The sequence below is a fragment of the Bacillus sp. AY3-1 genome (assembly GCF_008368785.1).
Taxonomy (GTDB): domain Bacteria; phylum Bacillota; class Bacilli; order Bacillales; family Bacillaceae_G; genus Bacillus_A; species Bacillus_A wiedmannii.
The window spans coordinates 62,794-84,654 of record NZ_QORZ01000002.1; the positions used below are offsets into that span (position 1 = coordinate 62,794).

Annotated in this window: 25 protein-coding genes; 18 read left to right on the forward strand and 7 right to left on the reverse strand. The window is 34.3% G+C overall.

Annotated elements, in window-relative coordinates:
* The first annotated feature begins 22 nt into the window (after positions 1-22).
* The 4 genes from DN389_RS00570 (at position 23) to DN389_RS00585 (ending at position 2,872) form a co-directional block, all read left to right on the forward strand.
* Positions 23-274 carry a hypothetical protein gene (locus tag DN389_RS00570; protein WP_000548621.1) on the forward strand — a complete coding sequence of 84 codons (252 nt, stop codon included), beginning with the start codon at positions 23-25 and terminating at the stop codon, positions 272-274.
* Between the two features lie 178 nt (positions 275-452).
* Positions 453-1,178, forward strand: a complete 726-nt coding sequence (locus DN389_RS00575) for an ABC transporter ATP-binding protein (protein ID WP_064056237.1) — start codon at positions 453-455, stop codon at positions 1,176-1,178.
* Entirely contained in the window at positions 1,175-2,194 is a 1,020-nt protein-coding gene (locus DN389_RS00580; RefSeq protein WP_060488909.1) for an ABC transporter permease, read from the forward strand. Before DN389_RS00575 ends, DN389_RS00580 begins: the two co-directional genes overlap by 4 nt.
* Positions 2,195-2,218: 24 nt before the next feature.
* Positions 2,219-2,872, forward strand: a complete 654-nt coding sequence (locus DN389_RS00585; RefSeq protein ID WP_060488911.1) for a TetR/AcrR family transcriptional regulator — start codon at positions 2,219-2,221, stop codon at positions 2,870-2,872.
* Positions 2,873-3,071: 199 nt separating this feature from the next.
* On the opposite strand, the gene DN389_RS00590 is transcribed toward DN389_RS00585, so the two are convergent.
* Both DN389_RS00590 and DN389_RS00595 read right to left on the reverse strand, forming a co-directional pair.
* A complete protein-coding gene (locus tag DN389_RS00590; RefSeq protein ID WP_087986149.1) occupies positions 3,072-3,395 on the reverse strand; it encodes a WGxxGxxG family protein in 324 nt (107 codons plus the stop codon).
* 172 nt (positions 3,396-3,567) lie between these two features.
* Positions 3,568-4,083, reverse strand: coding sequence for a DUF3231 family protein (locus tag DN389_RS00595; RefSeq protein WP_000538613.1), 516 nt, complete (start codon positions 4,081-4,083; stop codon positions 3,568-3,570).
* 470 nt (positions 4,084-4,553) lie between these two features.
* Here DN389_RS00595 and DN389_RS00600 point away from each other — a divergent pair, with 470 nt between their 5' ends.
* The 8 genes from DN389_RS00600 (at position 4,554) to DN389_RS00635 (ending at position 13,738) form a co-directional block, all read left to right on the forward strand.
* Positions 4,554-5,522: a YbgA family protein gene (locus DN389_RS00600; protein WP_098090164.1), complete on the forward strand. Its 969-nt coding sequence runs from the start codon at positions 4,554-4,556 to the stop codon at positions 5,520-5,522.
* 216 nt (positions 5,523-5,738) lie between these two features.
* Positions 5,739-6,884, forward strand: a complete 1,146-nt coding sequence (locus tag DN389_RS00605; protein ID WP_000397260.1) for an acyl-CoA dehydrogenase — start codon at positions 5,739-5,741, stop codon at positions 6,882-6,884.
* A gap of 15 nt (positions 6,885-6,899) precedes the next feature.
* Positions 6,900-8,237, forward strand: a complete 1,338-nt coding sequence (locus DN389_RS00610; protein WP_046959454.1) for an acetyl-CoA carboxylase biotin carboxylase subunit — start codon at positions 6,900-6,902, stop codon at positions 8,235-8,237.
* Positions 8,238-8,263: 26 nt separating this feature from the next.
* Positions 8,264-8,479, forward strand: a complete 216-nt coding sequence (locus DN389_RS00615; protein ID WP_001987345.1) for an acetyl-CoA carboxylase biotin carboxyl carrier protein subunit — start codon at positions 8,264-8,266, stop codon at positions 8,477-8,479.
* 21 nt (positions 8,480-8,500) lie between these two features.
* Positions 8,501-9,412 (forward strand): hydroxymethylglutaryl-CoA lyase, encoded by a 912-nt coding sequence (mvaB, locus tag DN389_RS00620; RefSeq protein ID WP_060488920.1) that lies wholly within the window; start codon positions 8,501-8,503, stop codon positions 9,410-9,412.
* A 4-nt stretch (positions 9,413-9,416) separates the two neighbouring features.
* Complete coding sequence (locus tag DN389_RS00625) at positions 9,417-10,205, forward strand: enoyl-CoA hydratase (RefSeq protein ID WP_048546966.1); 789 nt, start codon at positions 9,417-9,419, stop codon at positions 10,203-10,205.
* 2 nt (positions 10,206-10,207) lie between these two features.
* Positions 10,208-11,749, forward strand: coding sequence for an acyl-CoA carboxylase subunit beta (locus tag DN389_RS00630; protein WP_149236720.1), 1,542 nt, complete (start codon positions 10,208-10,210; stop codon positions 11,747-11,749).
* 48 nt (positions 11,750-11,797) lie between these two features.
* Positions 11,798-13,738 carry an AMP-binding protein gene (locus DN389_RS00635; protein WP_098190978.1) on the forward strand — a complete coding sequence of 647 codons (1,941 nt, stop codon included), beginning with the start codon at positions 11,798-11,800 and terminating at the stop codon, positions 13,736-13,738.
* A 443-nt stretch (positions 13,739-14,181) separates the two neighbouring features.
* Here the strand turns inward: DN389_RS00635 and DN389_RS00640 are convergent, their stop codons facing one another.
* From DN389_RS00640 to DN389_RS00650, 3 genes are all read right to left on the reverse strand, one after another.
* Entirely contained in the window at positions 14,182-14,379 is a 198-nt protein-coding gene (locus DN389_RS00640) for a hypothetical protein (RefSeq protein ID WP_088084176.1), read from the reverse strand.
* A gap of 405 nt (positions 14,380-14,784) precedes the next feature.
* Positions 14,785-15,276: an exosporium leader peptide-containing protein gene (locus DN389_RS29105; RefSeq protein WP_149236721.1), complete on the reverse strand. Its 492-nt coding sequence runs from the start codon at positions 15,274-15,276 to the stop codon at positions 14,785-14,787.
* Between the two features lie 198 nt (positions 15,277-15,474).
* Positions 15,475-15,843, reverse strand: a complete 369-nt coding sequence (locus DN389_RS00650; RefSeq protein WP_098190980.1) for an FtsB family cell division protein — start codon at positions 15,841-15,843, stop codon at positions 15,475-15,477.
* A gap of 666 nt (positions 15,844-16,509) precedes the next feature.
* On the opposite strand from DN389_RS00650, the gene DN389_RS00655 reads away from it, so the two are divergent.
* The gene (locus DN389_RS00655) at positions 16,510-16,890 is read left to right on the forward strand and encodes a hypothetical protein (RefSeq protein WP_098190981.1); all 381 of its coding nucleotides are present in this window, start codon (positions 16,510-16,512) and stop codon (positions 16,888-16,890) included.
* Between the two features lie 107 nt (positions 16,891-16,997).
* Here DN389_RS00655 and DN389_RS00660 read toward each other — a convergent pair whose 3' ends face one another.
* Positions 16,998-17,300: a hypothetical protein gene (locus tag DN389_RS00660; protein WP_172798757.1), complete on the reverse strand. Its 303-nt coding sequence runs from the start codon at positions 17,298-17,300 to the stop codon at positions 16,998-17,000.
* Positions 17,301-17,849: 549 nt separating this feature from the next.
* On the opposite strand from DN389_RS00660, the gene exsK reads away from it, so the two are divergent.
* The 5 genes from exsK to DN389_RS00685 all read left to right on the forward strand — a co-directional run bounded on the left by exsK (position 17,850) and on the right by DN389_RS00685 (position 20,634).
* The gene (gene exsK / locus DN389_RS00665; protein ID WP_149236722.1) at positions 17,850-18,164 is read left to right on the forward strand and encodes an exosporium protein ExsK; all 315 of its coding nucleotides are present in this window, start codon (positions 17,850-17,852) and stop codon (positions 18,162-18,164) included.
* A gap of 120 nt (positions 18,165-18,284) precedes the next feature.
* Positions 18,285-18,824, forward strand: coding sequence for a GNAT family N-acetyltransferase (locus DN389_RS00670; protein ID WP_149236723.1), 540 nt, complete (start codon positions 18,285-18,287; stop codon positions 18,822-18,824).
* A 51-nt stretch (positions 18,825-18,875) separates the two neighbouring features.
* Entirely contained in the window at positions 18,876-19,436 is a 561-nt protein-coding gene (locus DN389_RS00675) for a nucleoside/nucleotide kinase family protein (protein ID WP_149236724.1), read from the forward strand.
* Positions 19,429-20,169 carry an alpha/beta fold hydrolase gene (locus DN389_RS00680; protein WP_149236725.1) on the forward strand — a complete coding sequence of 247 codons (741 nt, stop codon included), beginning with the start codon at positions 19,429-19,431 and terminating at the stop codon, positions 20,167-20,169. Before DN389_RS00675 ends, DN389_RS00680 begins: the two co-directional genes overlap by 8 nt.
* 6 nt (positions 20,170-20,175) lie before the next feature.
* Positions 20,176-20,634 carry a DinB family protein gene (locus DN389_RS00685; RefSeq protein ID WP_060488931.1) on the forward strand — a complete coding sequence of 153 codons (459 nt, stop codon included), beginning with the start codon at positions 20,176-20,178 and terminating at the stop codon, positions 20,632-20,634.
* 58 nt (positions 20,635-20,692) lie between these two features.
* On the opposite strand, the gene DN389_RS00690 is transcribed toward DN389_RS00685, so the two are convergent.
* Entirely contained in the window at positions 20,693-21,709 is a 1,017-nt protein-coding gene (locus tag DN389_RS00690; RefSeq protein ID WP_149236726.1) for a D-alanyl-D-alanine carboxypeptidase family protein, read from the reverse strand.
* Between the last annotated feature and the right edge of the window lie 152 nt (positions 21,710-21,861).

Sequence of the window (21,861 nt, forward strand, 5' to 3'; positions counted from 1 at the left end):
AAAAACATAAAGGGGTGTACACATGCATAAAGAATATGAAATTGAAGAGTATACGGCGATTGAGGAACAAATACATTATTATTGTAAATGTTTATTAGTAAGTCATCCTGATCAAATTATAAAGTATTTAGAAAAAAGGTTAGAAAAATATGCAGAAACATTACAATATGCCCATTTATATCCCGACACAGTTATATTACCGTTACAGCAATTAGTTATCGAATATTCTTTAGATGTTGCTAGAATTAGGAAATATATGAATTTGAAAACGTAAAATAAAATATATAATTTAAATGAAACAGAGTCGACTTTAAGAAATGATATTCTAATGTCGACTCTGTTTCATTGTTTAAGATTGAAAATACATACTAATCAATGAAGTTTGACATATAATTACGCAAGAGTAAAATAAAAGTGAGTACTCACTCATTTTAGATAAGGGGGAAGAATACGTGCAGCAACCTGCCATTATTTTACGGACTGTATCAAAAAGTTTTGGGAAAAAAGAAGTGTTACACAATCTTTCATTGCAAGTTGAAAAAGCAGAAATATTTGGTTTAGTTGGGCCTTCAGGTTCAGGGAAAACGACTCTTATTAAATTGATTGCAGGTATTAATGAGGCAACGAAAGGTGAAGTGCTTGTATACAACACGAACATGCCTAATTTAAATGAAATGAAAAGAATTGGTTATATGGCTCAGGCTGATGCATTATATGAAGAACTATCAGCATATGAAAATGCAGATTTTATTGCAACGATGTATGGATTAAAGGGAAAACATAAAAAAGAAAGAATCGAAGAGGTTTTTGACCTTGTACAATTATCACAACATATAAGACAGCAAGTGCAGCATTTTTCAGGTGGGATGAAGAAGCGTTTATCATTAGCGATAGCACTCCTTCATGAACCTGAAATATTAATTTTAGATGAGCCAACAGTGGGGATAGATCCACTTCTTAGAAAAACAATCTGGGAAAAATTTTATGATTTGAAAAAGAAAGGCACAACTATTATTGTAACGACGCACATTATGGATGAAGCTGAGTTTTGTGAGCGTCTAGGGTTGATTAGAGAAGGAAAACTAGTTGCGACTGGAACACCTGAAGAATTGAAAAAACGGGTATCATCAGGACGGATTGAAGATGTCTTTTTGTTGGAAGAGGTGGCCCTATCATGAGAGTTACTGGTGTGATCATTCGTATTATTCGCCAATTTTTTCGAGATAAACGTTCGTTAGCGATGATGTTTGGGGCACCAATGTTATTACTTTGGTTATTGTCTCTAGTGTTTACACAAAAAGACTATGTACCGCATATTGCTGTAGTTGATGTGCCTGCTCCTATTGTAAAAACAATGAAAACTCAAGAAGCCTCAATTTATGAATACGGCAAAGAGAAAGCAATTTCAGAGTTAGAACTGCAAAAGGTAGATGCAGTAATTTATTTAGAGAATGGGAAAATGAATCTTTTATTAGAAGGAAGTGATTCATCAAAAAATCGTGCTGTACTTCAAGTTTTACAAAAGAGTACAGAAAAGAATGAAGTATCAGTTATGAAGCCTGAAGTAAATTACTTACATGGCTCTAAAGACTTTACAATGTTTGATGGGCTTGGTCCCGTATTGATTGGTTTCTTTACATTTTTCTTTGTATTTATATTGTCTGGAGTTTCCTTTGTTAGAGAACGTTTAAGTGGTACATTAGAGAGGTTATTGTCCACTCCAGTGAGAAGATGGGAAATAGTTGTAGGATATATTATTGGTTTTGGAATCTTTGCATTTATACAATCAATTATAATCGTGAATTTTTCAGTTTATATTTTAGACTTGTATGTAGCTGGCTCCATATGGCTAACGCTACTTATTACATGTATGCTTTCTTTAACAGCACTAACTTTAGGGACATTTTTATCAGCATACGCAAATAATGAATTTCAAATGATTCAATTTATACCGCTTGTCATTGTGCCACAAGTTTTCTTTTCTGGGTTGTTTCCAATTGAATCTATGAATAAGTGGCTACAAATGTTAGGGAAATTATTTCCGCTCACATATGGAGCTGACGCAATGAGACAAGTGATGATTCGAAATCAAGGATTTACAGAGATTGCGTTAGATCTAACTGTATTACTACTTTTTTCTCTATTATTTGCAATAGGGAATGTATTTGCATTAAAGAAACATCGGAAAATATAATGATGATACAAAGGGGCATTATAGATGAAGAAGGATTGGTTGGATGAATTAATTGCCGCAACTAATACGGATAAACGAAATGAACGTCAAATGCGTATTTTAGAGGCAGCTGTTGATATGTTTGGAGAAAAAGGATATGCATCAACTTCTACAAGTGAAATTGCAAAGCGTGCTGGTGTAGCGGAAGGAACAATCTTCCGCTACTATAAAACGAAAAAAGATTTATTGTTAGCAGTCGTCATGCCGACATTAACAAAGTTTGCTGCACCATTTTTCGTACAAGCCTTTGCAAAGGAAATATTTAAATCGAAGTATGAATCATATGAGGGACTTTTACGAGTTGTCATTCATAATAGATTTGAATTTGCTCAAAAGCACTTTCCTATGATTAAAATATTAATTCAAGAAGTACCATTTCAACCAGAGCTAAAAAATGAAATACAACAATTAGTAGAAACGGAACTGTTTTCACATTTCAAAAAGTTGATTGTGAAGTTTCAAGATAAAGGAGAAATTATTGAGATACCACCATCTTCTGTATTACGTCTTACTTTATCAGCTGTATTAGGTTTACTATTAACACGATTTTTATTATTGCCTGAAGAAAAATGGGATGATGAAGTGGAAATTGAAAATACGATTCAATTTATATTGTATGGATTAACGCCACGAATCTAACTATAACAACATTTTAGGGGTTTGATTTTTGGTATTTAAATAAATGTAATTTAATAGGTTTAATCATAAGTGAAAATATGTTGATGTGTGAATTACATATACTATTTTTAAGCAAATAATAAATCGCCTTTAAAAAGGCGATTTATATTCATTATACAATTTTGATAAATAAGTACTTGTTTACGAAAAACATTCTAGATTAACGTACTTCTTTGTCTCTTCTTCTAAGACCTAATAATCCTGCTAGACCTAATAAACCGAGCCAAGCCCAATTATTATTTCTATCATGATTATTATTTAAATCATTTGTCGTATTTACATTTCGAGTTCTCACATCATTATTAACTCTGTTCAAGTTATTATCATTAACTCTGTTCAAGTTATTGTCATTAACTCGAGTTGACATATCAGTGTTATTAACTCTATTCATATGATTTCCATCGTATTCAGCTTGGGCAGATGTGCCTAAAAACATAATAGATAGTGCTAAAACACTTAAAATAGATGATAATTTTTTCTTCATAAATTTCCCCTCCTTTCTTATGTATTAATTTCTCCATTGCTTTTGTACATTATTCGTATCACAGTATCTAAATCATAAAGTTAAAATTATTAGAACTATCTTTAATCTCCATTATTAAAAGGACAGGTAAATACAACGAAGCGGTTAACAAAAGTTAACCGCTTACGCCATGTTATGCTTGATCAGATTGAAGAACATGTAAAGGAGGAGGAATAATCCAGCCTTTTTTCTTATTTAACCGTAGTAAAGTAGCACCTGCTTGTGCCTTTTTCATATGGAATTGTCCAAACATCATTCCTACGTCTTCTCGAAGTGATTGTCCCATCGCTTGGCTACATGCTACTAGTCCAGCAGCAAGATCCATAGAAACTTTAGCTGCAATTTCTGCGTCATTAATACGAGCACCAGGAGGGATTGTTTCAATAGATGCAACTGGACGCTCTGGAGGTGCTGGTGGTAATGCCACACCGTTTGATTTTAACAAGTTTTTTAGTTCTTCAACTTCTGATTGGATATCATTTTCTATAAGATTTTCTAAAAACTTTTTTAAGTCCTCGTCTCCAGTATGATTGACAAGAACTTGGTAACCAGCAATTGCACCTTGTGCCCCTGCAAGATAACTCCAAATTGCAAAGACTTCTCCGTAATGCATTGGTTCATTTTGGGGATTACCACTTAATACTCCCATTTTAATATGCCTCCTTAAAATGAATGGATTTTTTGAAATATTTTTTACCAAAGAAAAAATGCTTCTGAAAATGTTCCGTAATAAAGAAAGTAGGTTTCTAAAATTCATTTGGAACACCCTAACTACAAGTAATACTTTCTCAGTCTATAATGTACAAATTTAAAGAATATATTCTAAATAACTTGGGATTAAAATTCATATTAAGGCTTATTTTAATTTAAATGTAAAGAGGAAAGGAAAGAAAAGAATCTGTAACTATGCTAGTAAAGATGGATTGTGTTTAGACAAAAAAGTGTTAACAAGTTTGTACAAGAACTTGTTAATACATATACGAAATAGATTTGAATTACAGTTGATATAGCATTAAATTTATAGTTATTATAAAAATAATCAATATAAACAGACTTTGCTTAAGATACTAATATCAGTACAATTTAGATTGTATGGATTGATACCATGGAGGTAATGAAATGCGGCAATTTGCAAAACCAACAATTGTTGTAAGTAAATGTTTAGAATTTGATGCCTGTCGTTATAATGCAGAGATGATACCAGATGTAACAATACGAAATTTGCAGCCATTTGTTACATTTATACCTGTTTGTCCAGAAGTCGAGATCGGATTGGGGACTCCTCGTGAAACGATACGAATTGTAGAAGAAAATGGTGTGAATAGGCTTGTACAGCCGTCGACACGAGAAGATGTAACTGAAAAAATGGAGCAATTTTCATATGTCTTTTTACAAACGATATCTGATGTGGATGGTTTTATTTTAAAGAATCGTTCGCCGAGTTGTGGTACGCGTGATGTGAAAATTTATTCTGGTTTTGAAAAAGCACCAGCAAAAGGAAAGGGATCTGGCTTATTTGGCGGAGCAGTAATAAAAAAATTTTCGCATCTTCCAATTGAAGAAGAGGGTAGATTGTCGAATTTTATTATTAGAGAACATTTCTTTACAAGGCTGTTTACAATCGCGCATTACAAAATGATTAAACATACTAAAAACATAAAAGAACTCGTATCATTTCAATCAGACTATAAGTATTTATTTATGGCATATAATCAGGTGAAACAAAAGGAATTGGGGCGTATTATTGCAAATCAAAAAAATGAAACGATTGAAGTGGTATTTGAAAACTATGAGAAGACTTTATATGAATTATTTATGCGCACACCCCGCTATACATCGAATGTAAATGTATGTGAGCATATTTTTGGATATTTTAAAACTAAGCTGAAAAAACAAGAAAAAGATCATTTTTTAGATTTGATACAAAAGTATATAGAAAAGAAAGTCCCGCTTAGTAGCTTACTTGCAATTTTAAAATCATGGGCCATTCGGTTTGACGAAAAGTATTTATTAAGACAAACATATTTTGAACCTTATCCTGAAGCTTTAGTAGAAATTTCTGATTCGGGAAAAGGTAGAGATTATTAAACAATAAATTACATAATTCGACAAGAAAACTCCTATGTTGTTGTAGAACAATGTAGGAATTTTTTTGTGCATTAGTACAGAATCTGTTTTAAAATTAAGTTATGACAGAATTATAGCAATTATCTAACTAATATTCGTGTCTTTTAATTCGTAATGTTTGTAGTAGAAACTCGCACGCTGTCGAAACTCAATATTCGATAAGGGGTGTGTAGCGGAATGGAATTTACTCTAACTCGCGAAAAACAAATGATTAAAGAAATGGTACGTGACTTTGCTGAAAAGGAAATCGCACCGAAAGCTGTATATTATGACAAAACTGCGGAATTTCCATATGAAACATTTCAAAAAATGGGCGAACTAGGATTATTAGGAATCCCATTCCCTGAAGAGTATGGAGGTTCAGGTGGCGATACTGTATCGTACGCGTTAGCAGTTGAAGAAATTGGTCGTGCTTGTGGTGGGACAGGATTAAGTTACGCTGCAACAATTTCATTAGGTGCTTCTCCAATTTATTATTTCGGTACAGAAGAACAAAAACAGAAATATTTAATTCCAATGGCATCAGGTAAAACTTTAGGTGCTTTCGGATTAACTGAGCCGAACGCTGGATCTGATGCAGGTGGTACACAAACGAAAGCTGTATTAGATGGAGACGAGTATGTTATTAGTGGTGAAAAGTGTTGGATTACAAATGCAGAGTATGCAAATACAATTATTGTAACCGCTATCAACGGTGTTGAAGATAATGGTAGAAAGCGTATTTCGGCATTTATCGTACCGACTACAAGTGAAGGATTAACGATTTCAAGTCCTTACGATAAGATGGGTGTTCGTGCTTCTAATACATGTGAAATCGTACTTGATGGTGTACGTGTACCGAAAGAAAATATTCTTGGTGATGTAAATAAAGGATTTAAACAATTCTTATATACACTTGATGGAGGACGTATTTCAATCGCAGCATTAGCAGTAGGTATTGCACAATCTGCATTTGAACGTGCGCTGCAATATGCGAAAGAACGTCAACAATTTGGAAAGTCAATCTCTAATTTCCAAGCGATTCAATTTAAATTAGCTGATATGGCGACTGAAGTAGAACTTGCACGTAATTTAGTACATAAAGCAGCTTGGTTAAAAGATAATGATAAACCTTTCGGTAAAGAAGCGGCTATGGCAAAGTTATTTGCATCTGAGGCTGCTAGTCGTATTGCAAATCAAGCGGTACAAATTCACGGTGGATACGGCTATATGCGTGAATATGAAGTGGAACGACATATTCGTGATGCAAAACTATTAGAAATTGGTGAAGGAACTTCTGAAATTCAACGTCTCGTAATTGCAAGACATTTAGGATGTAGATAAAAAGGAGGAATCACTATGTTTCAAAAAATATTAATTGCTAATCGCGGGGAAATCGCAGTTCGTATTATGAAAACTTGTCAAAAACTTGGCATTCGCACTGTTGCTATTTATTCTGAGGCGGATGAAAATGCCTTACATGTAAAAATGGCAAATGAAGCTTACTTAGTAGGCGGACCGCGTGTCCAAGAAAGCTATTTAAACCTTGAAAAAATTATTGAAATAGCTAAGAAGACAAATGCTGAAGCAATCCATCCGGGATATGGATTATTATCAGAGAATCCGTCTTTTCCGGTTCGCTGTAGGGAAGAAGGGATTGTATTTATCGGTCCATCAGAAGAAATCATTACGAAAATGGGAAGTAAAATCGAGTCTCGTATTGCAATGCAAGCTGCAGATGTCCCAGTAGTTCCAGGTATTACTACAAATATTGAAACTGCTGAAGAAGCAATTGAAATTGCAAAACAAATTGGTTATCCATTAATGCTGAAGGCATCCGCAGGCGGCGGAGGCATTGGAATGCAGTTGATGGAAACTGAGCAAACGCTCACCAAAGCATTTGAAAGTAACAAAACAAGAGCACAAAACTTCTTCGGTAACGGAGAAATGTATTTAGAGCGCTATATTGCAGATGCACATCATATTGAAATTCAGCTTTTAGCAGATACACATGGTAACACAGTGTATTTATGGGAGCGTGAATGTTCCGTGCAGCGCCGAAATCAGAAAGTAATTGAAGAAGCACCTTCACCATTTTTAGATGAAGGTACGCGAAAGGCGATGGGAGAAGTTGCTGTACAAGCTGCCAAAGCTCTAGGCTATACAAATGCAGGTACAGTTGAGTTTCTTGTAGATGATCAGAAGAACTTTTATTTCTTAGAGATGAATACGAGATTACAAGTAGAGCATCCAGTTACAGAAGAAATTACTGGTTTAGATCTTGTAGAACAACAACTTCTAATTGCATACGGTGAGAAACTATCATTTACACAAGATGATGTAAAACGTAGTGGTCATGCCATTGAGGCACGTATTTATGCAGAGGATCCGAAAACTTTCTTCCCATCACCTGGGAAAATTACAAATTTAACGCTTCCATCAAATGTACGTATTGATCACTTTTTGGAGAATCAAGTCACGATTACACCTTTCTACGATCCAATGATTGCGAAAGTTATTGCTCATGGTGGAACTCGTGAAGAAGCAATTTCAAAATTACATGATGCTTTAGAAGAATTAAAAGTAGAAGGTATTAAAACGAACACGCCAATGCTACTTCAAGTATTGGAAGACGATGTGTTCAAAAGTGGTATTTATACAACGGGTTTTGTAACGAAACAACTTGTTAAAAAATAAGATTTAACAATATTAAGGGGGAAAAAATGATGACGAAGGTATATGCATCGATGGCAGGAAATGTATGGAAGATTGTTGTAGGAGTAGGAGATACAGTAGAGGAAGAGCAGGATGTCGTCATTTTGGAATCTATGAAAATGGAAATTCCAATCATTTCAGAAGAAGCTGGCACAGTTATGAAAATTAATGTGCAAGAAGGCGATTTTGTAAATGAAGGAGATGTATTACTAGAAATTGAATAGGGAGATATAGGGGGAAGCGAATTGAAACTACCTAATTTTGCTGTCATTAAAGAAGTCGGGCCACGTGATGGCTTACAAAATGAAAAAAAGATTGTTGGCACAAAAGATAAAGTAAAATGGATTCAACTACTTACAGAGGCGGGAATATCGTATGTTGAAGTTTCCTCATTCGTTCACCCTAAATGGGTCCCTGCATTAGCAGATGCAAATGATGTGTTTTCTGAGCTGAAAAGGGATCCCAATGTTACTTATGCAGCGCTTGTTCCAAATCAAAATGGTTTGGAACGAGCTTTTTTGCAAAATGTAGATGAGGTGAATGTTTTTTTATCAGCAAGTGAATCTCATAATAAAAGTAATATTAATAAATCAATTAAAGAAGCATTAGTTGTAATTGAAGATATAACAAAACAGGCAATATTCGAAGGGAAAAAGGTAAGAGGCTATGTTTCTACTGTATTTGGCTGTCCTTATGAAGGAGATATAAGCGTCGTAGCAGTTGACGAATTATGTAATCAACTATTTTCATACGGCATTTATGAAGTATCACTTGGTGACACGATTGGTGTAGCGAATCCACTACAAGTAGAGCGAGTATTAGAGTATTTATTAAAGAAATATGATGCTTCGCAGTTTGCAATGCACTTCCATAATACGTATGGAATGGCTCTGGCGAATGTAGTTAAGTCATTAGAATATGGTATTACAACATTTGATAGTTCTTGTGGTGGTCTTGGTGGATGTCCATATGCACCAGGAGCATCAGGCAATGTTGCAACCGATGACTTAGTTCATATGCTCCATAAGTTAGGGGTCCAAACGAATATTGATGAAGAGAAGTTATTGAAAGCGAGTCAATTCATTCAAAGTAAATTAAATATCCAATTACCGAGTCATGTGTATAGAGCGCTTCAACATAAAACGATAAGTAGGTGAGAAGATGCTACAACTACAAAACATTTCAGTTAATTATGTAACACCTCACGTTGTAAAGATTTCGTTATATCGTGAAAGACAAGCAAACTCATTATCTTTAGCGTTATTAGAAGAGTTACAAAACATATTAACTCAAATAAGTGAAGAGTCCAATACTCGTGTAGTTATTTTAACAGGTGCTGGTGAAAAAGCGTTTTGTGCTGGTGCTGATTTAAAAGAACGTGCTGGTATGAATGAGGAACAAGTTCGCCATGCTGTTAGTATGATTCGCACTACTATGGAGATGGTTGAACAATTACCACAGCCAGTTATTGCTGCCATAAACGGAATCGCCCTTGGTGGCGGTACGGAATTAAGTTTAGCTTGTGATTTTAGAATTGCGGCTGAATCTGCAAGTCTTGGTCTTACTGAAACTACACTTGCAATTATACCAGGAGCAGGTGGTACGCAGCGTTTACCAAGATTAATTGGTGTTGGTAGAGCGAAAGAATTAATTTATACAGGCAGACGTATTTCAGCGCAAGAAGCAAAAGAATATGGTTTAGTAGAATTTGTTGTACCAGCTCATTTACTTGAAGAGAAAGCGATTGAAATAGCAGAGAAAATTGCTAGTAATGGCCCTATTGCTGTTCGATTAGCAAAAGAAGCAATTTCAAACGGTATTCAAGTTGATTTACATACCGGATTACAAATGGAAAAACAAGCGTATGAAGGTGTAATCCATACGAAAGATAGATTAGAAGGATTACAAGCATTCAAGGAAAAACGCACACCAATGTATAAGGGGGAGTAAATATGTTAGATCAAAAACAACAATCGAAAACATTTGAAGAACGAGTTGAAACGATTAAACAAGGCGGCGCACCAAAGTATCATGAACAAAACAAAGCAAAAGGAAAACTATTCGTTCGAGATCGCTTAGCTCTTTTATTTGATAATGGTGAATATGTAGAAGATGCATTATTTGCAAATTGTGAACAAACAGGATTACCTGCTGATGGTGTTATAACGGCAACGGGTAAAATACATGGTCGTACTGCATGCGTAATGGCAAATGATTCAACGGTAAAGGCTGGATCATGGGGCGCACGTACAGTTGAAAAGATTTTACGTATTCAAGAAACGGCAGAAAAATTACGTGTTCCGTTATTTTATTTAGTTGACTCTGCTGGAGCGCGTATTACAGATCAAGTAGAAATGTTCCCAGGGCGCCGCGGTGCAGGAAGAATCTTCTACAATCAAGTGAAATTATCAGGTAAAGTTCCTCAAGTATGCTTATTATTTGGACCTTCGGCAGCTGGTGGCGCATATATTCCAGCCTTTTGTGACATTGTTATGATGGTAGAAGGAAATGCATCTATGTACTTAGGTTCTCCTCGTATGGCGGAGATGGTTATCGGCGAGAAGGTAACTTTAGAGGAGATGGGCGGAGCTCGTATGCATTGCTCTATATCAGGATGCGGAGATGTTTTATGTAAAACAGAAGAAGATGCGATTACACAAGCAAGACAATACATTTCATATTTTCCAAACAACTACTTAGAGAAGACTCCATTGGTTACACCTCAAGAACCGAAACAATTCGAAAAAACGTTAGAACAAATCATTCCAGAAAATCAAAATGCTCCTTTCAATATGAAAGATCTCATTAATAGAGTTATTGATGAAGGTTCTTTCTATGAAGTGAAAAAATTATTTGCTCAAGAACTAATTACAGGCTTGGCACGTATTGATGGTAAGCCAGTTGGTATTATTGCAAATCAACCGCGTATGAAAGGCGGCGTATTATTCCACGATTCAGCGGATAAAGCAGCGAAATTTATTAATTTATGTGATGCATATCATATTCCGTTGTTATTCCTTGCAGATGTACCTGGATTTATGATTGGCACAAAAGTAGAGCGTGCTGGTATTATTCGTCATGGTGCAAAGATGATTTCTGCCATGAGTGAAGCAACTGTACCGAAAATTTCTATCGTTGTTCGTAAAGCATACGGTGCTGGTTTATATGCAATGGCAGGTCCAGCCTTTGAACCAGATTGCTGCCTAGCATTACCGACAGCTTCTATTGCAGTAATGGGTCCAGAAGCGGCAGTCAATGCTGTATATGCAAATAAGATTGCAGCTTTACCAGAAGAAGAGCGTGATAGCTTCATTGCTGAAAAACGCGAAGAGTATAAGAAAGATATTGATATTTACCATTTGGCATCAGAGATGGTTATTGATGGTATTGTTCATCCAAACAATTTAAGAGAAGAGTTAAAAGGACGATTCGAAATGTATATGAGTAAATATCAAGTATTTACAGATCGTAAACATCCTGTTTATCCAGTTTAAAGCCCTATTTAGGGCTTTCTTGCTCAAAAAGTCAAGGAGGGGAAAACATTGAAACAAGCAGTTTGGTTTCCAACAGAAGAATATAAAGAAAAAACGCGTTTATATGGTTGGATGAAATCATTGGGCTATGAAGATTATGAAACGTTTTATAATAAATCTATTGAAGAAACAGCATGGTTTTGGGGAGAAGCTGAGAAAGCGGTTGGCTATCAATGGATGAAGCCTTATACAGAAGTGCTAGATTTAGAAAATGGTACACCGTTTGCACAGTGGTATAATGGTGGAACATGTAACGTTGTAGAATCGGTTTTATCACGCTGGCTTGCGGATGATGAAACAAGAATGCAACCAGCACTACAGTATGAGGGAGAAAATGGAACTTCAAAATCATTTACATATGAAGATCTTGACAACTGGGTAAGTCGCGTTGCAAACGGTTTGAAACATGCGGGTATTGAAAAAGGTGACCGTGTAACAATTTATATGCCGATGATTCCAGAAACAGTTGTTGCAATGCTAGCTGTTATGAAAATCGGAGCAATTATTTCACCAATATTCTCAGGATTTGCGTCTGATGCAGTCATGACTCGTGTACAAGCGGCAGGGTCAAAAATGATTATTACTGCAGATGGTTTTTCACGCCGAGGTAAAGTTGTTTCATTAAAAGACGAAGTAGATAAAGCTTGCGAACATTGTCCAACTGTTGAAAAAGTTGTTATTGTTCGTCATGCAGGAAATGATTTTACACCACATAATTATGATTTCCCATGGAGTGCGCTAGAAAAAGAAAAACCATTTACGCATGCTGAAGAGATGAATAGTGATGATCCGTTAATGCTCATTTATACATCAGGTACAACTGGGAAACCGAAAGGAACAGTACATACACATGCTGGTTTCCCTTTGAAATCTGCATTTGATGCAGGATTTGGAATGAACATCAAACAAGGTGACCGCGTATTATGGGTAACTGATATGGGCTGGATGATGGGACCGTTTTTATTATTCGGCTCTCTCATTAATGGAGCAACGATGGTTATGTACGAAGGTGTTCCAGATTTCCCAGAAGCAGATCGTTTATGGGAGACCGTTGATAAATATGAAATTACACATCTCGGTATATCACCAACATTAATTCGTGCGTTAATGGCAAAGGGTGATGAGTATGTAAATAAACATTCGCTCAAGAGTTTAGAAGTATTCGCATCAACAGGTGAACCTTGGAATCCAGATCCTTGGATGTGGCTATTTGAAACAGTCGGAAAAAATAATGTACCAATTTGTAACTATTCAGGCGGAACTGAAATTTCTGGTGGGATTTTCGGAAACGTCCTTATTAAACCAATTGCACCGATTAGTTTTAACGCATCTTTACCAGGAATGGCAGCGGTTGTGCTCGATGATCAAGGCAATCCAATTCGTGATGAAGTTGGAGAATTATGTTTAGAGAAACCTTGGGTTGGTATGACGAAAAGTTTCTGGGAAGACGATGAGCGTTATGTGAACACGTATTGGTCACGTTTTGAAAACAAATGGGTTCATGGTGACTGGGTGATTTATGATGGTGAGCAATATATTATTACAGGACGCTCAGATGATACGTTAAACATTGCTGGAAAACGTATTGGACCTGCAGAATATGAATCTATTCTTGTGAAGCATAATGATGTCATAGAAGCTGCCGCGATTGGTGTACCTGATGATGTAAAAGGTGAAGTTTGTCATTGTTTTGTAGTATTAAGGGACAATGTAACATTCACAGGAGAGTTAAAGAAAGAATTAATGAGTTTAGTAAACTCTCATATCGGAAAAGCATTGTGTCCAAAAGATATTCACGTTGTAGAAGATTTACCAAAAACACGTAATTCTAAAGTAATGCGACGCGTCATTAAAGCTGCTTACTTAGGAAATGAGCTAGGGGATTTATCATCACTTGTAAATCCTGAAGTAGTTCCGTTTATTCAGGGGTTACAGTCTAGTAAACTATAAAATTACGAATGAGCTCTATGTAAATAGAGCTCATTTTTAATGTTTACAAAAAGATAAGAGAGAAAAAGTAAATTTGAAGTTAAAAAATCTACTATTAGTGTTAAGTATATCTGTTTGTTTTTAGTTTTTATCAAAATAGGATACTATGGCTGTCTATTCAATGGATTGATTGAATTTTGTTAAGAATGAAAATTTAGTGAAGAAAAAAGTAAGAAATAAAAGGAGAAATCCCTGGGGGACAGGGATTCAATAAGGGAGATATCATTGTCGTTCAATGTCGAAATTTGGCGTATCCGACTAATTAATATTATCACGAATTTTCAGGAGATTGCGATAGTGGATGTGTCAAAAATGTGTACGTGTTTCATATAAAAGTGTTATTTAAATAGGAAAAGGGAAAAGAATTAAGCTCACTGGTTCTTAAGATTTTTTCCCTTTTAAATTTACTGTTTGTTCGTTGTTCTATATACATCTGAAATTGGTAAATCTTCGCCATGTAAAGCTTGAGTACTGTCCTTTTTGTTTGAATCATGTGCCTCCTGAGATGTTTCTTGCATTTGCTCTTGGGCTTTACTAGGAGTATTCAGCGCATCTGATGACACATAATCAAGTTGTTGACTTAATAGATTTTTCTTATCCATGTTATGTAGCTCCTTTTTGAACTTAGATATAAAAACGATGTCTTTTTAAATAGTTACGTGGGTATTATGTATCTTTGAATGGAATTATATACACAAACTATATTGAGAATTTAACTAATAATAAAAAGCACTTGTGATGACAAGCTGAAGAAATATAAAGATCATTAGTCCTTAATAAAAGCGTTATTTTAGTAGGGTGTAGATTAAATAGGACCTGTTGTACGGAACAAGTCCTTTCAAAAAGGACAACAGATAATGACTGGGGGTTACTTGAACATTTCTATTAGTGGTAACTAGATCCCACTACGAAATTTCATTTGAAAGGAACATCCCAATGATAAAAAAGAGCACTGTAAATCAGTGCTCATCTTATTAGATATTGCTTAGTCCTTAAAAATAAAACCATTATGGACAATTCACAATGGTAATAGTGACGCTAGCCATTGTTCCAGGAGAATCAAGAAGTGAAGCAGTAACGGTTACTGTTCCAGGCCCATTAGCGGCTAGAAATACAGCGTTAAAGTTACCTGAAGCATTGGTAATGACCGCAAGAGGAACCATGAAAGCAAGAGAAGGGTTACTGAATGAAAAACTGACCACTACTCCTGGAGTAGGACTACCGTTTACTAATACTTGACCCGAAAAAAATAAAGTATTATTTCCTTGAGTGGATACACATGCTGTGGTTTCGTTAGAAGTCAAGGTAATAGAGGCAGGCCCAGCAGGAAGATTAAATCCAGTTGGTCCAGTTGGTCCAGTTGGTCCAGTTGGTCCGGTAGAACCAGTTGATCCTGTAGAACCGGTGGGACCAGTAGGGAATTGGAAGGGTTGAACAGGTGGAAGTGTAGGTCCAATAGAACCCGGATTAAGTGCAGCAAAATATAAAAACTCGTCCATTATTTATCACCTCTAAAAATCGTATTACTAATAGTAAATGTAATGATAGAGCAATGTGAAATGGAGAAGCGGTTGTATTTTAATAAATTAAACAAAATAGTTATTTGATAGAAAAAGAAATTAGTATGTTTATTTTAGAAATTAAATATAAAAAGGCGATTATCGTCAAATCGCCTTTTTGGGTAATGCAGTGTAATTTTATTCAGTTATTTGAAATATAGTTTCATTCGGTTTGGAAAATCCATACAGTTTCCTTGCGAATTTTAAAATCTCTTCTTCACTACCTGTTAAAGCCTTAACATCATTTTTAAGGGAATGACCATCCTTCTTTAAAGAAGATAATTTTTGTTGCTCCGTATTAAGCGTGATTTGTTTTTCTTTAATCATTTCTTGTTGGTTATTAAGAGAATATTGAAGGACAAAAATTACAGATAATATAAAAGCCAAAGTAGTTATAATACGGCGTCTTGTTTTTTTATTATTACCTTGTTGGATGTTAGGGTTCACTTGCTGTGAGGGTATCTTAGGATTTGATTGTTGTGATGATATTTTTGGGATGTTTCCCATTAAAATGCCTCCATTACTGATTGTAGAATTTAAACTGTTTAAAAGTATTATAAATGTTCAATGGGAATTTTAGAAGATAGTTTAATATAGGTGAGTTTTGTAAAGTTTAAACAAAATCCTTATTTAAATAAAAGGAACCCCGATTGTCTGCAGGGCTCCTAAGGGTAATCGTCAAGTAATGACGTACTCGACTAGTTAACGATATCATGAATTTTTTGGTAAATATACTGGTAAATGCGTCCAAATTAATGAGAGCATTATTTGAAACAAAAACGCTATTTTAATAGGGAGGGGAATAATGATGATTCCATGGGACAAGCGAGTATACATTGTATTAAGGTGATCATTTTATTACAGAGGGGACAATTTTAGAGGTTAGTGAAAAGGCGAATAAATCATTATATTGGCTTTGGTGCATGTTAGTTCCAAGCTATGAAAAAGTGTGCGGTAATAGTACAAAGCGACTTCGGTTGATTCGGATAGATGATGATGAAGAATGATATAAAAATTTCATTTTGTAGAGAAATGAGGTGATTAAGGATGGGCATAGAATATGCCATGTTTGTATTAAAAAAGAGCAGAATTTAGCCTATATATAAAGATGTTGGAATTGTTCTAAAGGGGGGAATATCTGAAATATAAATAATTGAGGGGAGTGAACTAATAATGGAAACTAGTACTTTTTTAGGATTGTTTTGGGGATGGATAACGGTTATCGTATCGGGAATACTTTTCGTACGTCCATCGGTACTACGTGAATTGAAAAAATTAGTGGTTGAAGACAGAGGATTTGGTATTATGTATGGTTTTCTATCGATTTTCCTAGGGTTAGGTAGTTTAATCCTACATAATGTATGGGTATTCAATTGGCAGGGGTTCCTAACGGTTATTGCATGGCTTGCATTATTAAAGGGAATCTACATAATTGCATATCCTGAACCCTCCAAGAAAACAGACTTTGAATTAAGGGTACTATCTACACGTATAGCGCTCGCTATCATTGGCGCCTTGGCTTTATGGATGCTTATAGTAATCTATATAAAATAATCCTTTTCTAATAAGAACTATATTAAAATAAATCTCTACGTGTTCATTGACAAAAAGCTGACTATACTTAGTCAGCTTTTTGTATATTACATTCTAGTATTTATCGGTCACAAAAGACATGTTCTCTCTTTTAAGTCGATATTGAAAATATTACCAATTTTTTCTTTTACAATGACAACAAATAAAGAAACATTTACAACGACACTTATTTCGTTTAGAACTCCAATCATCATCACAATGATTCTTTTCTTTAGATTTCCACCAATCATCATTACAATGCTTTTCCTTAGAACGCCAATCATCATCACAATGATTCTTTTCTTTAGATTTCCACCAGTCATCACAACAATGCTTTTTCTTAGAACTCCAGCAATCATTTTTCCAGGACATTCTTTTATACCTCCCTTCAATAGGATTCATACTATTCTATGTTTTAGTAAAAGAATGGCTTGTTTATTAACCTATTATTTTACCTTTATATGATAGAGTGCTTTCTACTAGATATAGAATTCATACAAACTATGCTAATTTTCAAGAGATAGTTGAGAGAACTACTGGTTATGATATTAATCAACAAACACTTGTTGAAGGAAACGTTAAGATTTTAAATAATATCTTATCTTGGAGTACGCTTTTCTGAATGTATATTTCACAACAGCAAAGGTACTATATTAATGCAAACAAAGCCTATGTATATGGTATATGTGAAGTAATAGGAAAAGCTGGGGATTCTTAAAGGAGCTGACTTATAAGAGGTTGTCTAAACTTTAAATTCAGCAGAATTAAATCCAATTCCCCTCATTAAACAAGCTTCAAATTGTTAGAGGCCTGTTTTTATAGTTAATAAAGAAAAGAATGTCTAATACAATTGTTTGTTTTTTCCTTTCTATGTGTTTGTCTCTTACACTTTTAAGCTTGTGGACATACTTTACTAATAGAAAGGATTAGGGGGTGAGGTTTTGGGTTCTCGATTTAATAATTGTAAAAAGAAGTGTACATGTAAACAGGATGATTGTTGGGATGCTTTCGAAGAATGTAAAAAAGAACAAGAAGAACAAAATAAAAAATGCGATTGTTGCTGTGTACAAGGAATTAGAGATGAGCTGAGAAAGTTAGTAAACAGATCAGTGCGTATTACAACAGGAAGTAATAATTATGCAGGAACTGTTTCTTCAGTCACTTGTGATGTTGTAAAGCTTGCTAATAGTGCTGGGGTAGTTACAGTAATTATTTCAGTTTGTAAAATTGAAGCGATTGAACCATTGTTAACATAAGAAACATGGCATAATTGGGCTATGTTTTTTGTAAAGCCATTCTTATGAATGGCTTTATTTTCATTTCGTATAAAAGGAGAATATATTTTATATATAGAAATAAGTTTGAGGATATATAGAATGGTGTATGAAAGGAGAATGAAGTTGATTAAATTAGAACCTTTTAAACGATTCGATTTCAAACAATTAATAAACTGGATTGATTCCGAAGAATTTTTAATACAGTGGTCAGGAAATGCATTTACATATCCCCTAAATGAAGAACAATTAGAAAAATATATAGAAAGTGAAAATACACTTGCATTCAAAGTAATAGATGAAGAGACTCAAGAAGTAGTTGGTCAAATTTCACTTGGGCAAATAGACAATATAAATAAATCTGCAAGGATTGGTAAAGTACTAGTTGGTGATACGAAAATGAGAGGATATTCTATAGGGAAACATATGATGAAAGCAGTACTTCATGTTGCTTTTGAAGAATTAAAACTACATAGAGTAACTCTAGGTGTTTATGATTTTAATACATCGGCCATCTCATGTTATGAAAAAATAGGATTTGTAAAAGAAGGTTTATTAAGAGAGTCAAAAAAAGTAGGAGAAACGTATTGGAATTTATGGGAAATGAGTATGTTAGAATATGAATGGAGCGATAAAAAATAATAGTTATCTATAACTATGTTATGTTAATTAAAAGGGGTATGGTTGGGAATTATGAATAATAAAACGAAAATCATTACAATTGCAGCTGTTTCAGGAGGAGGTAAAACTACTGTTACAGAAAAATTAACTCAAAAGTTAACAAATTCAAAAGCACTATATTTTGATAGCTATCACTTTAAAAACTGTCCTAGTGATATTTGTAAATGGATTGATGATGGAGCAAATTATGATGAATGGGTACTTACGCCATTAATTCATGATATTCAGCACCTTAAACGAGAGGGTAATGTAGATTATATTATTGTAGATTATCCTTTTGCATACTTAAATAGTGAAATGCGAGAATTTATTGATGCAACTATATTTATCGATACCCCGTTAGATATTGCGATGGCTAGAAGAATTTTGCGAGATTTTAAAGAAGATACAATAGATGAAATACATAATGATTTGAAACATTACATGACATTTGCGAGAAAAGCATATTTAGAGGCAATTCATACTGTTAAGCCGAATTCGGATATTGTATTGGATGGCTCTTTATCTGTAAGTAAAATAATTAATCATGCTGTAGAGGAACTTGGCCTGAGAGAAGTGATTGCCAATGATTAAATGTATAGAGGAATATTTACAAGTTGACGATTTTAAAATGTATACGAAAAAGTTCCAAGGAAAGAAGTTGCAGCCAGTTATTATAATGGAAGCAGGTTATGGCGATTATTCAAAGACATGGGATCATATTGCTGAGGGATTGACGGAATATGGGACGGTGCTCACATATGATCGAGCTGGATTGGGGAAAAGTGGAAATAGTTCCAAGCGACGTATTAGTTCTGAAATGGTAAAAGATTTAAGAAGTTGCTTAGCGCAACTACAATTGAAACCACCTTATATTTTTGTAGGACATTCTTTTGGCGGTATAAATGTACGTTTATTTGCTACTTCTTATCCCAAAGATATGTTGGGAATAGTTTTGGTTGATTCGACACCGGAAAATTATAAAGAAGATTTTCTGCCAATCATGTCTCCAGAATTTCAAGAAGCTTACTATAAACAGTTTGTATATGAAAGTGCTTATGAAGAGTTTACATTTAGTTTAAGTGAAGTAGATAGACATTGTAAATCAATGAATGATATTCCACTTGTCGTGTTAGCTGCGGGTAAAAAAGTTTTTTATTCGCCAGATGCACAAATGAAATGGTTACAATTGCAAGAAGAATTATTACGATTATCATACAATCATAAATTTGTAATTGCAGAAAAAAGCGGTCACTATATTCAAAAAGATGAACCATATTATGTAATAGATGCGGTTAAGTGGATTGTTGAGGTAGGGGAGAGATAAATATATATGTACACGTTATTTCAATACAATTGGCAAGTAAGGGATGATTGGTTTAAGTGGTGTGAACAACTTTCAGAGGAAGAATTACTCCGCAAGCGTGTAGGTGGTGTTGGGAGTGTTTTAGAAACATTATTTCATATTGTCGATGTTGAGTACAGCTGGATTAGTGCGCTTCAAGGAAAAGAAGATAATGAACCGCAGTTTAAAGATTATCAATCCATCCAAAAAGTGAAAGCGTTATCTGATGTATATAAACGAGAATTAGAAGATTTTTTACAAGAATGGTCATCTACCGTAGAATGTAAGATATTAAAAGCTTCATGGACAGATAAAACATATACATACGGTGAAGTTTTAAGACATGTAATTGTGCATGAAATTCACCATATTGGTCAGCTATCTATATGGGCGAGAGAATTAAATCTTCAGCCTGTTTCAGCGAATTTAATTGGAAGAGGATTATAAATTTAGAAACCGGCTTGCACTGTAAATGCAAGCCGGTTTTTATATAAAAGAAGATTTCCTAGTTGAAATCCTCGGATTTTTTCTGACGTATATGTAAAAACATTAAAATTGTAATGATGAAGAAAATCAACAATGTTTGTATGATCAAATTTTTAAATTGAAGCAAAACTGTCCACGATGTAACAGCATCTTTAAAAGCTTGGAGTGCAGAGTACGAGGAAGGATCAAAACCGTACTGTAGTAACTTTTTTGTTTCAATAAAAGTACTGTTTTCTTCATTGGAGTCTAATATTACGGAAATAAGTCTAGTATCTCCTCGTTTTGCTGTACTGAGAAAACTATAATTACCATTAGTTGAAAAACTAGTTTGTAAGCCGTCAACACCTTGGAGTTTAATGTTTTTATTAAGAGAATAAATCATTTTATTTGTGTTGAAAACTTTTGAGTCTTTGAAGGTAAATTGGTAAGAGGTTAGTTTCGTAACATTCAATACATCTGGAAAGTCTTTTACTAATTGTGTCGCTAGTTTAGCTACGTCTATAGCTGTTGTAGTTGATTGTTTATTTGTATCGTTATTTATTCCAGTAGCATTTAGAAACGGGGATGGTTGTGATAACTTTAGTTGTTTTGCTTTCTCATTCATTAAAAGTGTAAAGTTATCTTCGTTTCCAGCAATGTGTTCTGCAATGGCAAGTGCGGAACGATTATTCCCTGTCAAAAACAATGCATGAAGTAAATCACGAACTGTCGTTTTATCTTTCGAAGTTACTTGTATAGGACTCGTTTCTGCTCGGAAAACTTCGTTACTTATTTTTACTAATTCATCTAACTGTATTTTTCCTTCATTCAGTTGTTCCAGTGTGATATACTCTGTCATTAATTTAGATAAAGTAGCTGATTGTATAGGAGTTTCTTCATTTTTTTTATAAACAACTTCACTTGAATTAGCATCTATTAAAATAGCTGATTTAGCTTGAATAATTGGACCATTTACATAGAGGTAAAAATATAAAACGATAAGTGCTGTAATAACAAAAGATAAGAATAAAATTGTGAACTTTTTCAAGAATTGCATAAGCGATCCTCCTACTATGACATCAATAATACTATTGTAAAAAGGAATGCTTAATTAGGAAGAAAGAAAAGGTAAAGAATTTCTAAAGAATTATAAAGGATTATTAAATTTGGATTTTAATGGAAAATAAAAGATCCAATTTCTTATATGGT